This window comes from Trinickia sp. EG282A, from assembly GCF_040965455.1.
Taxonomy (GTDB): Bacteria; Pseudomonadota; Gammaproteobacteria; order Burkholderiales; family Burkholderiaceae; genus Trinickia; species Trinickia symbiotica.
Genome location: NZ_JBFRCC010000001.1, coordinates 786,945 through 801,925 on the forward strand (window position 1 = coordinate 786,945; position 14,981 = coordinate 801,925).

General features: G+C 62.5%; 16 protein-coding genes and 1 tRNA gene. 7 read left to right on the forward strand and 10 right to left on the reverse strand.

Annotation, left to right across the window (positions count from 1 at the left end):
* Positions 1–168 precede the first annotated feature (168 nt).
* Positions 169–585 (forward strand): hypothetical protein, encoded by a 417-nt coding sequence (locus AB4Y31_RS03560; protein WP_368672738.1) that lies wholly within the window; start codon positions 169–171, stop codon positions 583–585.
* A gap of 50 nt (positions 586–635) precedes the next feature.
* Here the strand turns inward: AB4Y31_RS03560 and AB4Y31_RS03565 are convergent, their stop codons facing one another.
* Positions 636–2,012 carry a GGDEF domain-containing protein gene (locus AB4Y31_RS03565; RefSeq protein WP_368672739.1) on the reverse strand — a complete coding sequence of 459 codons (1,377 nt, stop codon included), beginning with the start codon at positions 2,010–2,012 and terminating at the stop codon, positions 636–638.
* Positions 2,013–2,456: 444 nt separating this feature from the next.
* Between AB4Y31_RS03565 and AB4Y31_RS03570 the strand changes: the two genes are divergently transcribed.
* From AB4Y31_RS03570 to minE, 4 genes are all read left to right on the forward strand, one after another.
* Positions 2,457–2,972, forward strand: coding sequence for a GNAT family N-acetyltransferase (locus tag AB4Y31_RS03570; RefSeq protein ID WP_368672740.1), 516 nt, complete (start codon positions 2,457–2,459; stop codon positions 2,970–2,972).
* Positions 2,973–3,050: 78 nt separating this feature from the next.
* On the forward strand, positions 3,051–3,818 hold the full coding sequence (minC, locus tag AB4Y31_RS03575) for a septum site-determining protein MinC (protein ID WP_368672741.1): 768 nt from the start codon (positions 3,051–3,053) through the stop codon (positions 3,816–3,818).
* Positions 3,819–3,886: 68 nt separating this feature from the next.
* Positions 3,887–4,702 carry a septum site-determining protein MinD gene (minD, locus tag AB4Y31_RS03580; protein ID WP_368672742.1) on the forward strand — a complete coding sequence of 272 codons (816 nt, stop codon included), beginning with the start codon at positions 3,887–3,889 and terminating at the stop codon, positions 4,700–4,702.
* A 14-nt stretch (positions 4,703–4,716) separates the two neighbouring features.
* Positions 4,717–4,971, forward strand: a complete 255-nt coding sequence (gene minE, locus AB4Y31_RS03585; protein ID WP_368672743.1) for a cell division topological specificity factor MinE — start codon at positions 4,717–4,719, stop codon at positions 4,969–4,971.
* A 121-nt stretch (positions 4,972–5,092) separates the two neighbouring features.
* Here minE and AB4Y31_RS03590 read toward each other — a convergent pair whose 3' ends face one another.
* Positions 5,093–6,493, reverse strand: a complete 1,401-nt coding sequence (locus AB4Y31_RS03590; RefSeq protein ID WP_368672744.1) for a chloride channel protein — start codon at positions 6,491–6,493, stop codon at positions 5,093–5,095.
* Positions 6,494–6,676: 183 nt separating this feature from the next.
* Positions 6,677–6,916: a hypothetical protein gene (locus tag AB4Y31_RS03595; RefSeq protein WP_368672745.1), complete on the reverse strand. Its 240-nt coding sequence runs from the start codon at positions 6,914–6,916 to the stop codon at positions 6,677–6,679.
* A 271-nt stretch (positions 6,917–7,187) separates the two neighbouring features.
* On the opposite strand from AB4Y31_RS03595, the gene AB4Y31_RS03600 reads away from it, so the two are divergent.
* Positions 7,188–8,342, forward strand: a complete 1,155-nt coding sequence (locus AB4Y31_RS03600) for an OpgC domain-containing protein (protein WP_368672746.1) — start codon at positions 7,188–7,190, stop codon at positions 8,340–8,342.
* Positions 8,343–8,347: 5 nt separating this feature from the next.
* Here AB4Y31_RS03600 and AB4Y31_RS03605 read toward each other — a convergent pair whose 3' ends face one another.
* From AB4Y31_RS03605 to AB4Y31_RS03620, 4 genes are all read right to left on the reverse strand, one after another.
* Positions 8,348–9,664, reverse strand: a complete 1,317-nt coding sequence (locus tag AB4Y31_RS03605) for an MFS transporter (RefSeq protein WP_368672747.1) — start codon at positions 9,662–9,664, stop codon at positions 8,348–8,350.
* Between the two features lie 123 nt (positions 9,665–9,787).
* Positions 9,788–10,300, reverse strand: a complete 513-nt coding sequence (locus AB4Y31_RS03610; protein ID WP_368672748.1) for an energy transducer TonB — start codon at positions 10,298–10,300, stop codon at positions 9,788–9,790.
* A 135-nt stretch (positions 10,301–10,435) separates the two neighbouring features.
* Positions 10,436–11,035 (reverse strand): papain-like cysteine protease family protein, encoded by a 600-nt coding sequence (locus AB4Y31_RS03615; RefSeq protein ID WP_368672749.1) that lies wholly within the window; start codon positions 11,033–11,035, stop codon positions 10,436–10,438.
* Between the two features lie 10 nt (positions 11,036–11,045).
* Positions 11,046–11,801 (reverse strand): hypothetical protein, encoded by a 756-nt coding sequence (locus AB4Y31_RS03620; protein ID WP_368672750.1) that lies wholly within the window; start codon positions 11,799–11,801, stop codon positions 11,046–11,048.
* A gap of 436 nt (positions 11,802–12,237) precedes the next feature.
* Between AB4Y31_RS03620 and AB4Y31_RS03625 the strand changes: the two genes are divergently transcribed.
* Positions 12,238–12,954 carry a helix-turn-helix transcriptional regulator gene (locus AB4Y31_RS03625; RefSeq protein ID WP_368672751.1) on the forward strand — a complete coding sequence of 239 codons (717 nt, stop codon included), beginning with the start codon at positions 12,238–12,240 and terminating at the stop codon, positions 12,952–12,954.
* Between the two features lie 20 nt (positions 12,955–12,974).
* Here the strand turns inward: AB4Y31_RS03625 and AB4Y31_RS03630 are convergent.
* The 3 genes from AB4Y31_RS03630 to rdgB all read right to left on the reverse strand — a co-directional run bounded on the left by AB4Y31_RS03630 (position 12,975) and on the right by rdgB (position 14,961).
* Positions 12,975–13,064, reverse strand: a tRNA-Ser gene (locus AB4Y31_RS03630).
* A gap of 47 nt (positions 13,065–13,111) precedes the next feature.
* Entirely contained in the window at positions 13,112–14,353 is a 1,242-nt protein-coding gene (gene hemW, locus AB4Y31_RS03635; protein WP_368673441.1) for a radical SAM family heme chaperone HemW, read from the reverse strand.
* A complete protein-coding gene (rdgB, locus tag AB4Y31_RS03640; protein ID WP_026229644.1) occupies positions 14,353–14,961 on the reverse strand; it encodes an RdgB/HAM1 family non-canonical purine NTP pyrophosphatase in 609 nt (202 codons plus the stop codon). Before rdgB ends, hemW begins: the two co-directional genes overlap by 1 nt.
* Positions 14,962–14,981: the final 20 nt, after the last annotated feature.

Genomic DNA, 14,981 nt, shown 5'->3' on the forward strand with positions numbered 1-14,981 from the left:
CAGCTCGCCGAATGCCTTGGCACGCGCGCAAATCGAAAACCATTAGCGATCATCGTGGCCTTTCCGATCGAGCTCGCCGGAGCCGCTCAGTGGGTAATCAACGGAAAACGTCCTAAAGATACCGCGCACGGGCTAGTCAGTCGCGAGATCGAGTAGGCTGCCACGCAAATGGCCTACTTGGTAGGCCATCCGGCTGAATTTCCCGCACTTTGCGATATAGCTACCCTGGATGCCGTTACGTTGACGATTTCGATGATTTCAATGATGAACTCCTGTCAAGTTTCCCAGAGGGCGCGGTCCAAGTCCCGCAAGTTGACGCAGAAGGCCGGGCGCAGTGGCGGTGACATCGAAGGACGCGTTGCGTTCCTCGAAATGGGCTTTTATGAGATCCGAGACCGCCTTTCCAAGATCGAGACGCGAGTGGATAGGCTCGAATCCAAATTCGATAACCTAGCATCGAGGATGGATACGTTCGTCACCAAAGAGGAATTACACCGTGAGCTTCACGGCCTGACGTGGCGCATCATGGGCGGCGCGACCGTGCTTGTATCGGGCGTCTTCTATATCGCCAGATATGTGCACTAGCGTGTTCGAACGCCGGCCGTGCTTCCCTCGAACAAGCACGTGCGCAAGCGTTAACCGCGATCGATGACGGCAACGCGCTCCACGCGGTTGCGCCCCGCGCGCTTCGCCGCATAAAGCGCTGCATCCGCGCCGCCGAGAAGCTCGCTCGCGTTCGAGGGTTCGCTCCCCTCGCTGCATGCGCATCCGGCGCTGACGGTAACGCGGCCGCTTGGCCCCGGCGCCGTCAGGCCGATCGCGATGACGGCGTTGCGCGCTTGTTCGGCCCGAGTCGTCGCATCGTCGAGCTCTGAGCCCGGCAGCACGATCACGAACTCTTCGCCGCCATAGCGCGCAACATATTCGCCCGCGCGCCGGGCTGTTTGCGCCAGTGCCTCGGCGACCGCGCGCAGGCAGGCGTCGCCGCGCGGATGGCCAAAAGCATCGTTATATGCCTTGAAATTGTCGATATCGACCATGACGAGAGAAAGCGGCCGGCGATGCAGCCTCGCGCGATCGAAGTCCCTGCGGAATTGTTCGTCGAAGTAATGGCGGTTATAGACGCCTGTCAGTGCGTCGTGCGTGGAGGTCTGCAACAGCGAGGCATGGGCCTCGGCCAGCTGGCGATAGAGCACCGTAACTTCCCATATCAGGACGCCGACGAGCACGCCCGGCGCAAGCATGCTGAAAATCCTCGCAACATACCAGCCGACGGTAAATCGGCCCACGCTGAGCATATTCAAGCTCGCATCGACAAAGGAGGCCAGGAGCGCGATCGTGATCCATAGGTCGAGCACCGAGCGTAGTCGCCCTTTCACTAGGACCAGCACGATCGCGAATGCGTCGAGCAAGCAGACGACGAGGGCGGTCGGGCTGATCCTCGCCGAATCGATGTCGGTCATGGGATAGAAAGGCGCGGAGAGATTCGCGTTTGCGGCGAACACACCCAGTACAGCGGCAAGTACCGCGGGCATGCCGATGAGCGTCAGGGTCCACTCGTGGAACCGGAAGCGGCCGGCCGGCGACCCATCGATCGATTGATCGCGCAACAGCATCGCGATAGCGACGAGGAGCGGAAATCCACCGTGCCAGAAGACCCACATCCATGCGGCGCTGTTGGGCCGCGCGCCAAGCAGTCCCGTGTGCGAGAACACGCCGGGAAACATGAGCAATTGCAGCGCGACCGTGATCGCGGTGAACGCGTAGGCTCCGCCCAGGGCGCAGAGCATCGGCCGCTGCGTCGCGGCAAAACGGGCGCCGAGCAGGAATGCCGCGATCCCCGAGGTCGTGAAGACGGTCAGCGCGCACATCGGCATGAACGGCCCCACGGGCGATAGTGGCTGCCGTGCCTGAGGCGCCGCGATCGCGAGCGCAAGCAGCACGAGCAACGCTGACGTTCCCGCACAAGCAGCATGCTTGCGTGTCGCCGGTCCTATGAGCAGGCTTTCCATCGCTTCTGCCGCCGCGTAGTTGATTGATGGCTAGGCCAGGGCTCGCCACGGCGCGAAATCGACGCTGAGCGACGCTGCGCTATTTTCCTACAAGTTGCTGGCCAAAGCTTCGTCGAAAAGCGCCCTGATCGATACGGCCGATTGCCGTTTCGGGGCGCCCCCCCGCACTTTCTTTCAATGCGCTTTCATGCTGGTGCCTGTCCTGCAAGTTCCTTCCATATGAAATCGCCCAGATGGCCGCCAAGTGCCCCGAAAGCAAATTCCTTTTGCGGGACGGCGTCGGTCATCGTTGCCATAGCAGCTAAGACCTAAGACTATGGCATCGTCGCTCGCGATGCGGGCGTTGCGCGGTCCCCGCACGAGGGCCCGCACAAGCGAGATTTGACTCGCTGGCCCGATAGGACGAAGCTACGGTTTGCCTGTTATGCCCTGAACCGGAGCCCCATGACTTCATCGCTGACTGTTCGCCGTATCGCTGCCGACCAAGGCGCGATGCTGCGCGAGCTCCGCACGGCCGCGTTGCGCGAAGCCCCCTACGCATTCGGGGAGACGCTCGAGCAGGCGCTCGACGAGAAACGCGAGACGTTCGAAACCGTTGCCGCTCGTCAGGCGATTTCGGATTCGTCCACCTCGTTCATCCTCTATACGGAAGGGCATCCGGCCGGACTCATCGGTGCCTATTTCGACGATCGGCGCATGGCATTCGTTTGCGCGCTATGGGTTGCCCCGGCTGTGCGCCATCTGCGCGGCGGCGAACTGCTCGTGAATACGGCGAGCGAATGGCTGGCGGAGCATGGCGCGACCGAGGTGCATGCGTGGGTGACGGACGCCAACCGCACCGCCATGCGTTTTTACGAACGTCTCGGGTTCGGTCCCACCGGGGAGCACGAGCGCATGACGCGCGCGCCCGACGAATGGGAGACGCTGCTCGTGCGGCATGTGCCGCGCACTCACGATTGACGGGGGACGTCTCGCTCGAAAATGCTGGCCGCGCGCGCGGACCCCTGTAAAATAGGCGAAATTTTTTGCTTCAACGCCATGTCGCTGAACAAATCGCCATACTTCGAATTACGCAGCGGTTCCGTCGATACGCTCATGTTCGTCGTCAAGACGACGGATCTCGAGGCGCTGAAGAGCGAGCTCACGCGACGCTTCGAAGCGACTCCTGAATTTTTTGCGGGCGACGTCGTCGCGATCGATCTTCGCCGTCTCGGCGAAGGCGAACGCATCCCGCTCGCCGAAATCGCGCATCTGTTGGACAGCGTCCGCATGCGTCCTCTCGGCATCGTCGCCGCGCCTAATCAAACCGGCTGGGCGGCGGACGCCGGCTTGCCGCTGCTCGAAGCGCGCGACAGGCGGGGCGGCGGCGCCAAGGCCGACGATCGGCAACCGGACGAAGTCAAGCAGTCCGAACGCGCGGCCTCGCAGCCGCTTGCCGCTGCCGAAGCGCCGGGCAGGCAGGCACCGAGCGCCCAAACGCTCGTCGTCGACAGGCCGCTGCGCTCGGGCCAGCAGGTCTATGCCAAGGGAGACCTGATCGTGCTGGGGCTCGTCAGCCATGGCGCCGAAGTCATCGCGGAAGGCAATATTCACATCTACGCGCCGCTGCGCGGGCGGGCGCTCGCCGGCGTGCACGGCAACCACGGTGCGCGCATTTTCTGCACGTGTCTCGAGCCGGAACTCATCTCGATCGCCGGCATCTATCGAACCACTGAAAATCCGTTGCCGGCCGACGTTCTCGGCAAGTCCGTCCAGATCCGACTTGCCGAAGAGAAGCTGATCATCGAACCGTTGAGGCTCACTTAGGACGCGCGAGTACGCGCCGCGCCGCGCGGGCCTCATCGAACTCATTTGACGAACAAGGGTAAGGGGAAATGGCAAAAATCGTTGTGGTGACTTCGGGCAAGGGCGGCGTGGGCAAAACGACCACGAGCGCGAGCTTTGCGTCGGGACTCGCATTGAGAGGCCACAAGACGGCCGTGATCGATTTCGACGTCGGCTTGCGCAACCTCGATTTGATCATGGGCTGCGAGCGCCGCGTCGTCTACGATTTCATTAACGTGATCCAGGGTGAGGCCAACCTCAATCAGGCGCTCATCAAGGACAAGAAGTGCGAGAACCTGTATATCCTGCCGGCCTCGCAGACGCGCGACAAAGACGCGTTGACGCTCGAGGGCGTCGAAAAGGTCATCAACGATCTGACCGGCATGGGCTTCGACTACATCGTCTGCGATTCGCCGGCCGGCATCGAATCGGGCGCGCTCTACGCGATGCATTTCGCCGACGAGGCGCTCGTCGTGACGAACCCTGAAGTGTCGTCGGTGCGCGACTCGGATCGAATCCTGGGCATTCTGTCGTCGAAGACGAAGCGCGCAATCGAAGGCAAGGAGCCCATCAAGGAGCATCTGCTCATTACGCGCTACAACCCGAAGCGCGTCAGCGAAGGCGAGATGCTGTCGCTCTCCGATATCCAGGAAATTCTGCGCATCGAGCTGATCGGCGTCGTGCCCGAATCTGAAGCGGTCCTGCACGCGTCGAACCAGGGCTTGCCCGCCGTGCATATGGACGGTTCCGACGTGGCCGAGTCCTACAAGGATGTCGTCGCGCGCTTTCTCGGCGAGGACAAGGCTTTGCGCTTCACCGATTATCAGAAGCCGGGCTTGCTGCAGCGCCTGTTCGGCAACAGATAAGGGGGAGCCGCGATATGTCGATTCTTTCCTTTTTGCTCGGCGAGAAAAAGAAGTCCGCGGTCGTCGCGAAGGAGCGCCTGCAACTCATCATCGCGCACGAGCGCGCGGGCGGGCGCCCGCCGGCCGATTATCTGCCCGCGCTGCAACGCGAGCTCGTCGCGGTCATCTCGAAGTACGTCAACATTTCCAATGACGACATCCGCGTGAGCCTCGAGCGCCAGGACAATCTCGAGGTTCTCGAAGTCAAAATCGAGATTCCGCAGGTTTGACGGCGGTGCAGGCGGCTCACGCCTGCATGCCCTCTTGCCTTTCCCAGCGTTGGGTGATCGATTCAGTTCATCGCAATCACCCTGGAGGCTCCACGCGCTCGCGAGAGCGTCGGCGCCTGAATTATTTTCCCGGCGTGTCGGTGCGCGGCTCCGCGCTCGCGTGCTCGTCTTCGAACAGCGGCTCGAGCGTTTTCGGTGAGTCGGCCGCTGGCGCTGCTTCCCGCTTCGGTGTCAGATATCGATGCGAGAGCGCTTCGTAAAGCGGCGGAGCGAAGAGGCGTGACACGCGGCTCGCGACCAGCGCCGTGGCCATCAGCGAAATCACGAGCGCATGGCCGTTGATCATTTCCATCACGATGACGAACGAGGTGATCGGCGATTGCGTGACGGCGGCCAGATAGCCGACCATCGCAAGCGCGATCAGCATCTGCAGTTGCATGCTCGTGAACGCAAGGTGCAGCAAATTGCCGAAGCCCGCGCCAATCGATAGCGACGGCGCGAAGATGCCGCCCGGAATGCCGGGCAGGTATGAAGCGACCATCGAGGCCATCTTGGCGAACGGGTAGAGCATCGACAACTGCTCACGACCCTCGAGCAATCCACGCGCTTCGGCATACCCGCTGCCGAACGTGTGGCCGCCACTGGCGATGCCGACAACGGCGATTGCCAGGCCGCAGAGCGCTCCAAACACGACCGGTCGCTCGCGATGCAGGCTGGCGAGCGCGGCCGGTTGCCAGCGCGACGTGTGAAGCAGCAACCAGGCGAAAACGCCTCCGGCCACGCCCGTGACCAGCGCCGTGACGATGACGGCGAGCGCCAGCACGCCAGGGAAATGGGGCGAGACCTGAATCGTGCCGAAATAGGTGTAGTTGCCGTTGAGCCCGAGCGCGATTACACCCGCCACGATGATGGCGGTGATCAGCACGCCGCTCGTACGTACTTCGAAGCTGCGCGTCAGCTCTTCGATCGCGAAGACAATGCCGGCGAGCGGCGTATTGAACGCGGCGGACAACCCCGCCGCGGCGCCCGCCAGCACCAGTTGCCGCTCGATGAGAGCGGTCGAGCGCGGATAGAAGCGCCGCAAGTTGTACATGAGCGTTGCGCCGATCTGCACGGTTGGCCCTTCGCGGCCGATCGTGAAGCCGCCGAGGATGCCGATGAACGACACGGCGATTTTCCCCGCGAGCAGCCGCAGCGCGAGCAGCCGAGGGCCGAGCGACGTGGTGCCTTCTTCGAGCGTCGCGATGACCTGCGGAATGCCGCTCCCTTCGGAGCCACGGAAAAAGCGGCGCGTCACGAGGACAGAGAGGGCGCCGGCGGCGGGCGTGACGATGAGCGGCAGCCAACTATAGCGATGCTGCAACGCTAGAAACGCGCTGTAGCCCCAGTCGATCAGTCGTGCATAGAAGACCGCGACGAGGCCGACGGCGATCGCGCCGAGCCAGAAGACGCCATAGCGGCGCCACAACTGCTGCGCACGCCGCAAGACGCTGTAACGGCGGGCGAAGGGAGCGCGGAACATGAATCTCGGGGCCAAAGTTGAGATTATACGACCCGGCCTCCGCAACCCGGACGCAAACGAAGCCGCACGCCCGCGACGCACGCTGAGCGGGGCAGCAAATTACAAGCCTGTTAAAACTGTGACCGTATGTTGGAGCCGTAATATCGGCCGCTTACCGCGGGCACCGATATTTGGGCGCTCGGGCTACGACAGCATGACGTCGAACGCCAGCACCGCCGCGATAGCGAGGGCGTTCGCGAGCAAAATTTCGAGCGCCACGCCCAGCCACGTCGTCGGCCGGAAGCGAAATGCAAGCAACAATGCGGCGAGCAATGCGAGGGCGACGATCGCTACGATGTCGGCATTGCCCAGTTCGATATCCATCGCCCGTTCCTCTTGCTGATCGGGAAGTCTTGCTTTCAAAAGCGATACAGCGGCTTTCATGAAGTGCGCCGTACGACTCAGTATCGAGCCGCCAACTCGAGCGGACAAGATCGGAAAACCACTGACGCGGCGGGCCAATTGCGCTTTTCTAGCGCATGGAGATGTTTTCGACGATTGGCACGCGGCGCCCGGTCTCGCCGATGGCACGAAGATTGGAATACTGAATTGCGCCGGGAATCTTTTTGGCCCGGCTTCGCCGAATTTGCTTTGACCGTATGAATGCTCGGGCGGCGCCGCTGCCGGTCCCGCCGTCAACCGGGAAGGTGAATCAATGAGTTCGTCAACCAGGCGATCGCTCGAAGTCGATTTTCTCCGAGGCGTAGTGCTGATCGTCATTGCGCTCGATCACATTTCGAGAGGCATCCTGCAATACGCCATGCTGCACAGCTACGCCTACTGCGATGCGGCTGAGGTGTTCGTGTTTCTCGGCGGGTACGCGTCGGCGGCGGCCTATGTCGGCGTGGCGGAACGCCGTGGCGAGGCGGCGGCGCGGCTTCGCTTTCTGAAGCGCGCATGGGAGATCTATCGCGCCTACCTGCTGACGGCCGCGCTGATGCTCGCTTGCGGTGCGTTGCTCACGCTGTTGCCGAGCGCACCTGCCGTCGATACCGGCTGGCAGGCATTCGTCCGTCACCCGTTGCGGGAACTCGCGAGCATTGCATCGTTTCGTGAACAGCCGTTCTTGTCCGCCGTATTGCCGATGTATGTGCTCTTCGCGCTTTGTGTGCCGTTCGCGGTGCCGCTCGCCGGCCGGTCGCCTTGGTCGATGCTCTCGTCGAGCGTAGTTGTCTGGGCCTTGGCGCCGTGGCTCGAAAACTGGCTACCCCGCACGGGCGATGGAAACTGGCCGTTCAACCCTTTCGCATGGCAATTGATGTTTGCGTTCGGCATCCTGTGCCGGCTGCATCCCGTTTCAGCCGACGTTCAGACATCGAGGATGGGCAGAGCGATCACGCGCGTCGCATTCGTCGTCGCGTTGACGTTCGCTTTCGTCAAACTTTGCATCGATGGACATCCATCGCCCGGCTTCATGAAACAAGACCTCGCGAGCGTGCGAATCGTCAGCTTTCTTTCGATTGCGTGGCTCTGCGCGCAGGCGGTGCGTCTTGGCTGGCTGCGATCGCTCGCCGTTGCGGTACCGGCGATCGTGACGGTCGGCAGGCAAGGTCTTGTCTGCTTCGTGGGCGGCACGCTCGTCTCGATCGGCGTCGATGCGGCCTTGCAACTGACCGGCGTCCGAACGACAGAACTGCTGACCGATTGGCCGATACGGTTGCTCGGAGACGCATCGGCGATTGCCGTGCTCATCGGGCTCGGGAGCGTTGCAAGCCGCCTGAAAGCGGCCCGTCTTCAGCCGGCCAAGCTGCCGGCGCGGATGGCGCCCGCGCGCGCGACGTCGCGCGAGCAACCGCGGCGGCCCCGGTGAGTCGGTCAGGACAATGACACGTCGCGCGTCTCACGCATGAGGAGAACGGCGACGAGGCTGATCGCCGCGGCGACGGATACGTAGCCGCCGACCCAGGCGAGACCGCCGCGCGCGGCTAGCATCGTCGCGATGTAGGGCGCGACCGAGGCGCCGAGAATGCCGCCGAGGTTGTATGCGACACCCGCGCCCGTGTAGCGCACGCGCGTGGGGAAGAGCTCCGGCAGCAGCGCGCCCATCGGTGCGAACGTGACGCCCATCAAGAACAGCTCGATCGTGAGGAAGAGGGTGACGAGCGGTGTCGAGCCGCTGCTGACTAGCGGAGCCATCGCAAAGCCGGAGACGATAGCGGCTGTGATCCCCGTGATGAGGACAGGCCGCCGGCCGAACCGATCGCTTGCCCATGCGGAAAGCGGTGTGGCGATCGCCATGAAGACGACGGCGAAGCAGAGCATCGCGAGGAAGCTCTGCCGTGAGAAATGCAATGCCGATACACCGTACGAGAGCGTGAAGACGGTGGAGATATAGAAAAGCGTGTAACAGACCACCATCGCGAGTGCGCCGAGCAGCGTCGGCCAACCGTGATTCGCGAATAGTGAGACGAGGGGAACACGCACGCGCTCACGCCGCTCGATCGCTGCCTGGAACGCTGGCGTTTCGGCAATCTTCAGCCGCACATAGAGCCCGAGCGCAACGAGCACCGCGCTCAGAATGAAGGGCACGCGCCACCCCCAGCTTCGAAACTGCGCGTCGGATAGCGCGAGCGCCAACCCGAAAAAGAGGCCGTTCGACGCAAGAAAGCCGACCGACGGTCCGAGCTGAGGGAACATGCCGAACCAGCCGCGGCGTTGTGCCGGCGCGTATTCGGTGGCGAGCAATGCCGCGCCGCCCCATTCCCCGCCGAGCCCGATACCCTGACCGAGTCGTAGGATGCAGAGCAGTACGGGGGCCAGGCCGCCGATGGAATCGTAGCCGGGCACGAAGCCGATCAGCGTCGTGGAGAGGCCCATGACGAGCAGCGAGGCCACGAGCGTCGACTTGCGTCCGATCCGGTCGCCGAAATGGCCGAACAGGAGCGACCCGATGGGCCGCGCGATGAAGGCGAGGCCGAACGTGACGAATGCCGATAGCGCCTGCGCGGTGGTCGAACTGTGGGGAAAGAACACCGGCCCGATGACGAGTGCGGCGGCGGTCGCGTAGACGTAGAAGTCGTAGAACTCGATCGCCGTGCCGATGAAACTGGCGAATACGATACGCGAGCGACTTGATGCGTTTGCCGCGTCGGAAGAGGATGCCACGGTGGGGGAAGACGGCGAAGCCGACATAGGTTTGGTCTCCATGTTTGTCGGGACGCGCTCGAGCGTCACAGCGCGCGATGGCGCGCGTGACGGGCTCGCGACGCGTCGATCGCCGCGATCCGGGCGCGGGGTGCCCGGAATTATAAGACGCTAATCGAACGCTTGTGCTTGAGGGAGGGCGAGCGTGCGGAGCTGGAATTTACCGTCGTCGTTGAAGAGCCAGTCTTCCATCATCTCGACCTGGCCGAGCCGGTTGAGCAGCTTTGGCGGCGGCGGCGGCAGCGGCGATGCGCGGCGTAGCGTTGCCAGCGCGGTCGCTTCCGCGTCATCATCGCCGTTGGTCCGGTAAACGGAGGACGACACAACTTCGCCGTTCCGATTGATCGTGAACGCGACGACCACGAGCGAACGCAGCATAGCTTGCGGTGCGCGCTTGAGCACGTAAGACGGATTGCGCTCGGTGATTCGTTGGGCAACGGCATACCGATACTGATCGAGAGTCAGGCTGTTGACGGCGGCCGGGGGCGGCAGCGTCAGAGCCGAGGGACGCTCGGGTGGCGTGAACGTGCAGGCGCCCGTGACGAGCAATGCGCCGAAGGAAACGAGGTGCCACAACCCATGGGCGCGCAAGATGGGCCGGCGACGGTTGACGATGGTGAGCATGGCAGTGGTGCGGTGAAGCTTCCGATGAGCGCTCGGCTGAGCGCGATGAAAAGCGTTGATAAGAGCCTAGGCGACGCAGCGCCGTTGCGCATCCCGATTCGCCCTGCTTAGGTGCGGCTCCTAACGAGGCGCAGCTCAATAAGTAATCAGCGATTCCGACCACCAGTGCGTGCCCATCTCTCCGCTCCCGTCGCGGATCCACTCGTAGTCCCCGATTCCCGCTCCCTCCCCCGGCCAGGGATTCATGAAGTACACCCTGGAGCCGTCATCGTCGTAGCCGTCTATGACGATGAAATGTCCGCCGCCGCCGTACCAGTTCCACAGAACGACAATGGGATGACCGTGCATGATCGCCGATCGCACTGCCGGATACACGAGCGGTTCCGTGTAGTACCGAGAATGGCGTCGGCCCCAATACCAAAGGATCCCTGCAATTCCCGTCGTTCCCGCGAGATAGTTCGGCGAGTTCGCTGGGTCGTCCCAATAGAACGGATAGTTCGCGCAAGCGTAGTCGATCGAGCCGACCCAGTTCCCGATCGCGCACTGCGTCGCGGGGACGCCGCGGAAGGCGAGCACGGCGGAGGCGTCGGCGTCCCAACACCATTCGCTGTGCTCCTGTTCGACGACCGGAAGGTCCAGTTGATCAGCAGCGGCGAATGCGGCCGGAGAGAGGCCGAGCAATAGAACCGCGATGAATGCGGTGACGACAAGGGCAAATCCCATGCGAACGTTCATGCGCGTCTCCTCACCGCATGAAGCGAGGATCGCGCATGCCGAGGCGCACGCGCTCGATGAGCCTGCTTTCGACTTCCGATTCGGGTAGGGGTGGGGCCGAAAAGCCGTCCGTCCGCAGCTGCTCGTCGTAAAGCGCGGCGCGCGCGCTCGCGAGCGGAACGTAGCTTCGTCGGACGGGTTCGCCGAAGGCGGAGGGGTAGGTCACTTCGATGAAGTCGGCTACGGCCTGCAAGCTGCGGATGAAGCGCAATCGTGGCCGCGGCGTCTCGGCGGCATAGCGCGCTTCGACGCCCGCGACTTCCGCGGCGAGTCCGCTTGCGCCGGCAGCCACCATTTTCCACTCGTTGCGGACCCGCTCGACGGTCAGAAGCCCTACCGGTTTGCCAGCCACGATCACCAAAAAGCGCCATTGCCCGGTGCCTCGAAGGCAGGCATCGAGCGGCTGTCCGGCCAACAGCGCGACAGGGTCGACGATATTGATTTCGAAGCCGTCACCGAGTGACGCGTGGCGCAATCGAGCGTAATCGTCGACGGCCATGACGCGATTGATACCGTTTGCGTCCGAGTTGGCACTCAGGCGATCGGCGAGGCCATGCAGCGCCGCTTCCGCTGCCTGACGCTGCGGCGTGCGGAGGGCGGCCGCGATCGAAACTGGCGCAGGGGCCGTATCGACGCTCGGCGGGCCGCTCTTTTGTGCGGATGCGGAGCACGACATCAATAGCGCTATCGCGGGCGCCAGTATCGTATGCGATCTTCGTGCATGCATTTGCCTTCTCCAGGCGTACAGGCAAATCACCTCGAGCAAATCACTTGCCTATGCGAATTGGCTTAAGCGCGGTGGCGAGAGGGGCACGGAGCTCGAATCGCTGCCAATTGGAGGTGATGTCGCATTTGTTGGGAAAAGCATTGGCAAATCAGGTTTTCCCGCCGCGAGGTGTCCGATCTCTTGTGCGAGCACTCCATGCCCCGCCTAAGGCCAATTTAACAACCCAAAACCCAACGTTTGAGAAATCGACTTATTGATCTCGACGATTCGAGCGATTAAGTGCAGATTTCTCATATATGGGGATGACAGGGGTCATATAAAAATTTGAAAATAATCTAATTACCTTGTATCTTCGATCTGCCAAACGATAAAAAGAACCGTCTGCCTCGCGGCGCGCAGGCAAGGTGGCATTTTGATAACTACTCTGGGGGGCAGCATGCTTCGTGAGTTTATCGATTCCTCACTACAGAACACGGTGAATATTGACGTCTGGTTCAATGCGCTCGTCGAGGTGGGGCGGCGCCACCAACTCGAGTACACGACCTTCGCGCTGCTGCCAAGAGATAGCCTGCCTTATAGTGAGGTTTTTTATAAGAGCAATTACTCCGCCGTGTGGCAAAAAATCTACGAGCAAAAGCGATATGCGGAGATCGACCCGATCGTTCGGCATTGCTGGTCAAAGATGACTCCCCTTGTTTGGGGAAGCGAAACCTTCATTGGCGCGCAGGAAGAGGCGCTCTATGAGCAGGCATGCGCATTCGGGCCGAGATGGGGCGTGGCGCTGCCGATTCACGGCCCAAAGCACGAGGTCGGCATGCTGTGCTTCGCAAGCAGCGTCCGATCGGATGAGGCAAAGCGTGATGCCGTCTCGAGCCTGCCCGAATTAGGTCTTGTGCGCGACTTTGCATCTCCGGCAGGTCTCTCACTCGCGAGGCAGAAAACGAGCGCCGTCGCACCGAAGCTCACGCCGCGAGAGATGGAATGCCTGAAGTGGATGTCGTTGGGAAAGGGGACTTGGGAGATTTCTCAGATCCTCAGTTGCTCGCAGTCGACGATCAACTATCACATCACCAATATCCGCATCAAAATGGGGGTTCATTCGAGAAGCGCCGCGATGATCAAGGCCGTGGGGATGGGACTGATCGAATTGTGACGCGGGACGTTGGGCGGGGGTGGCGGAGGGCGTGGGATTCGAACCCACGAAGGCCGTGAAGCCTTGCCGGTTTTCAAGACCGGTGCATTCAACCGCTCTGCCAGCCCTCCGAGGACGGCGATTGTAACTCGAAACGCCGGCGCCGGCGCTGCCAGCGTCAGCGAACCGGCTCGCTCTCAGCGCCGCCTTCGTTACGATCGCGTAGAAAAAGCGCCTGTAAATCGTTGAGAAACCGCGATCCGAGCGGCGTCGGCGCGATGTGCTCGTAGTCGCGCACGATCAGCCCGCGCCGTTCCGCTTCTTGCAGCGCCGGTTCGATCGAGGTCATCGTGAGCCCGGTCCTTTCGAGGAACCGATGAACGGGGAATCCTTCGTTCAGCCGCAGCGCGTTGAGCATGAACTCGAAAGGCAGTTCGTGCGTATCGACCTCGTGCTCCTCCTGTACCGGCGTTCCCGCGCGTGCCTGCTCAATGAATGTGGCGGGGTGCTTATAGCGCGCTTGCCGAACGATTCGGTGTGCGAACGACAATTTCGAGTGCGCGCCGGCACCGATTCCTAGATAGTCGCCGAAGCGCCAATAGTTGAGGTTGTGCTTGCACTGCCGATTCGGCTTTGCGTAAGCCGATACTTCGTAGTGCTCATAACCCGCCTGCGCCATGCGTTCATGAATCCAATCCTGCATGTCGGCCGAAGCGTCGTCGTCGGGCAACGCCGGCGGGTATTTCGCAAAGAGCGTATTCGGCTCGAGCGTCAGGTGATAGAGCGAGAGATGCGGGGGCGCATAGGAGAGCGCGCTCTCGACATCGGCCCGGCATCCTTCAAGCGTCTGCCGCGGCAGCGCATACATCAGATCGAGGTTGAAGTTGTCGAAATGGCGAGCCGCGATTTCCACTGCGCGATGGGCCTCGGCACTGCCGTGGATGCGTCCGAGCGCTTTCAGATGGGCGTCATCGAAACTCTGAATGCCGACCGACAGCCGGTTGATGCCGCTCGCGTGGAACTGCGCGAATTTGTCGGCTTCGAACGTGCCCGGATTCGCCTCGAGCGTGATTTCGGCATCGGCGTCGATCGGCAGCAAGGCGCGCGCATCCGAAAGTAACCGATCGAGCCCGCGCGCCGAAAGCAGACTCGGCGTGCCTCCGCCGATGAAAATCGTATGGATGCGACGCCCCCAGACCAGAGGCAACGCCTGCTCGAGATCGGCGCGCAATGCGTCGAGGTAATCGTCCTCCGGGAAGCGCTCGCCTTTCCATTCATGCGAGTTGAAATCGCAGTAAGGACATTTGCGCACGCACCACGGGAAATGCACGTACAGCGCGAGCGGCGGGAGCGAGCTCAAGCTGATCTTTCCCGGAGCGAGAAAGGCTGTCACGACGCCGTCTCGGGTGGGCCCGTCCATCATGCCTCCATGAGTCGCGCGAGCATTGCGCGCAGCGCCAGCGCGCGATGACTATGGGTGTTTTTCACAGCGGGCTCGAGTTCGGCGGCGCTCGCGCCGAGCGCCGGCACGAAGAAATGCGGATCGTAGCCGAAGCCGTTCGCGCCGCGCGGCGCATCGAGAATCTCACCGTGCCAGCGGCCTTCGGCGACTAGCGGCTCCGGATCGTCGGCGTGACGCATCAGCACCAGCACGCAGTAGTAGTAAGCATGCCGATCGGCCACGCCGCGCAGCTCGTCCATGAGGCGTGCGTTGTTGGCCGCATCGCTTTTTTCGCCGCCCGGCGCTTGCGCGAAACGCGCCGAGTACACGCCCGGCGCGCCGCCGAGTGCGCGCACGCACAAGCCGGAATCGTCGGCGAGAGAAGGGAGCCCGGTCGACTGTGCCGCATGCCGCGCCTTGGCGAGTGCGTTCTCGATGAACGTCGCGTGCGGCTCTTCGGCCTCGGTGACCCCAAGCTGGCCCTGAGCGATGAGCTCGATACCAGCCGCGCCGAGCAACGCTTCGAACTCGCGCAGCTTGCCCGCGTTATTGGACGCGAGCACGACGCGACCGAACGTGCCGGGCACCGGCTGCGGCGTTGCGCAGG

What these genes read in the sequence shown, in the direction of transcription:
- AB4Y31_RS03560 (WP_368672738.1), top strand. Translation starts at nt 169, where the DNA reads ATGGCCTACTTGGTAGGCCATCCGGCTGAATTTCCCGCACTTTGCGAT.
- AB4Y31_RS03565 (WP_368672739.1), bottom strand. Translation starts at nt 2,012, where the DNA reads ATGGAAAGCCTGCTCATAGGACCGGCGACACGCAAGCATGCTGCTTGT.
- AB4Y31_RS03570 (WP_368672740.1), top strand. Translation starts at nt 2,457, where the DNA reads ATGACTTCATCGCTGACTGTTCGCCGTATCGCTGCCGACCAAGGCGCG.
- minC (WP_368672741.1), top strand. Translation starts at nt 3,051, where the DNA reads ATGTCGCTGAACAAATCGCCATACTTCGAATTACGCAGCGGTTCCGTC.
- minD (WP_368672742.1), top strand. Translation starts at nt 3,887, where the DNA reads ATGGCAAAAATCGTTGTGGTGACTTCGGGCAAGGGCGGCGTGGGCAAA.
- minE (WP_368672743.1), top strand. Translation starts at nt 4,717, where the DNA reads ATGTCGATTCTTTCCTTTTTGCTCGGCGAGAAAAAGAAGTCCGCGGTC.
- AB4Y31_RS03590 (WP_368672744.1), bottom strand. Translation starts at nt 6,493, where the DNA reads ATGTTCCGCGCTCCCTTCGCCCGCCGTTACAGCGTCTTGCGGCGTGCG.
- AB4Y31_RS03595 (WP_368672745.1), bottom strand. Translation starts at nt 6,916, where the DNA reads ATGAAAGCCGCTGTATCGCTTTTGAAAGCAAGACTTCCCGATCAGCAA.
- AB4Y31_RS03600 (WP_368672746.1), top strand. Translation starts at nt 7,188, where the DNA reads ATGAGTTCGTCAACCAGGCGATCGCTCGAAGTCGATTTTCTCCGAGGC.
- AB4Y31_RS03605 (WP_368672747.1), bottom strand. Translation starts at nt 9,664, where the DNA reads ATGTCGGCTTCGCCGTCTTCCCCCACCGTGGCATCCTCTTCCGACGCG.
- AB4Y31_RS03610 (WP_368672748.1), bottom strand. Translation starts at nt 10,300, where the DNA reads ATGCTCACCATCGTCAACCGTCGCCGGCCCATCTTGCGCGCCCATGGG.
- AB4Y31_RS03615 (WP_368672749.1), bottom strand. Translation starts at nt 11,035, where the DNA reads ATGAACGTTCGCATGGGATTTGCCCTTGTCGTCACCGCATTCATCGCG.
- AB4Y31_RS03620 (WP_368672750.1), bottom strand. Translation starts at nt 11,801, where the DNA reads ATGCATGCACGAAGATCGCATACGATACTGGCGCCCGCGATAGCGCTA.
- AB4Y31_RS03625 (WP_368672751.1), top strand. Translation starts at nt 12,238, where the DNA reads ATGCTTCGTGAGTTTATCGATTCCTCACTACAGAACACGGTGAATATT.
- hemW (WP_368673441.1), bottom strand. Translation starts at nt 14,353, where the DNA reads ATGGACGGGCCCACCCGAGACGGCGTCGTGACAGCCTTTCTCGCTCCG.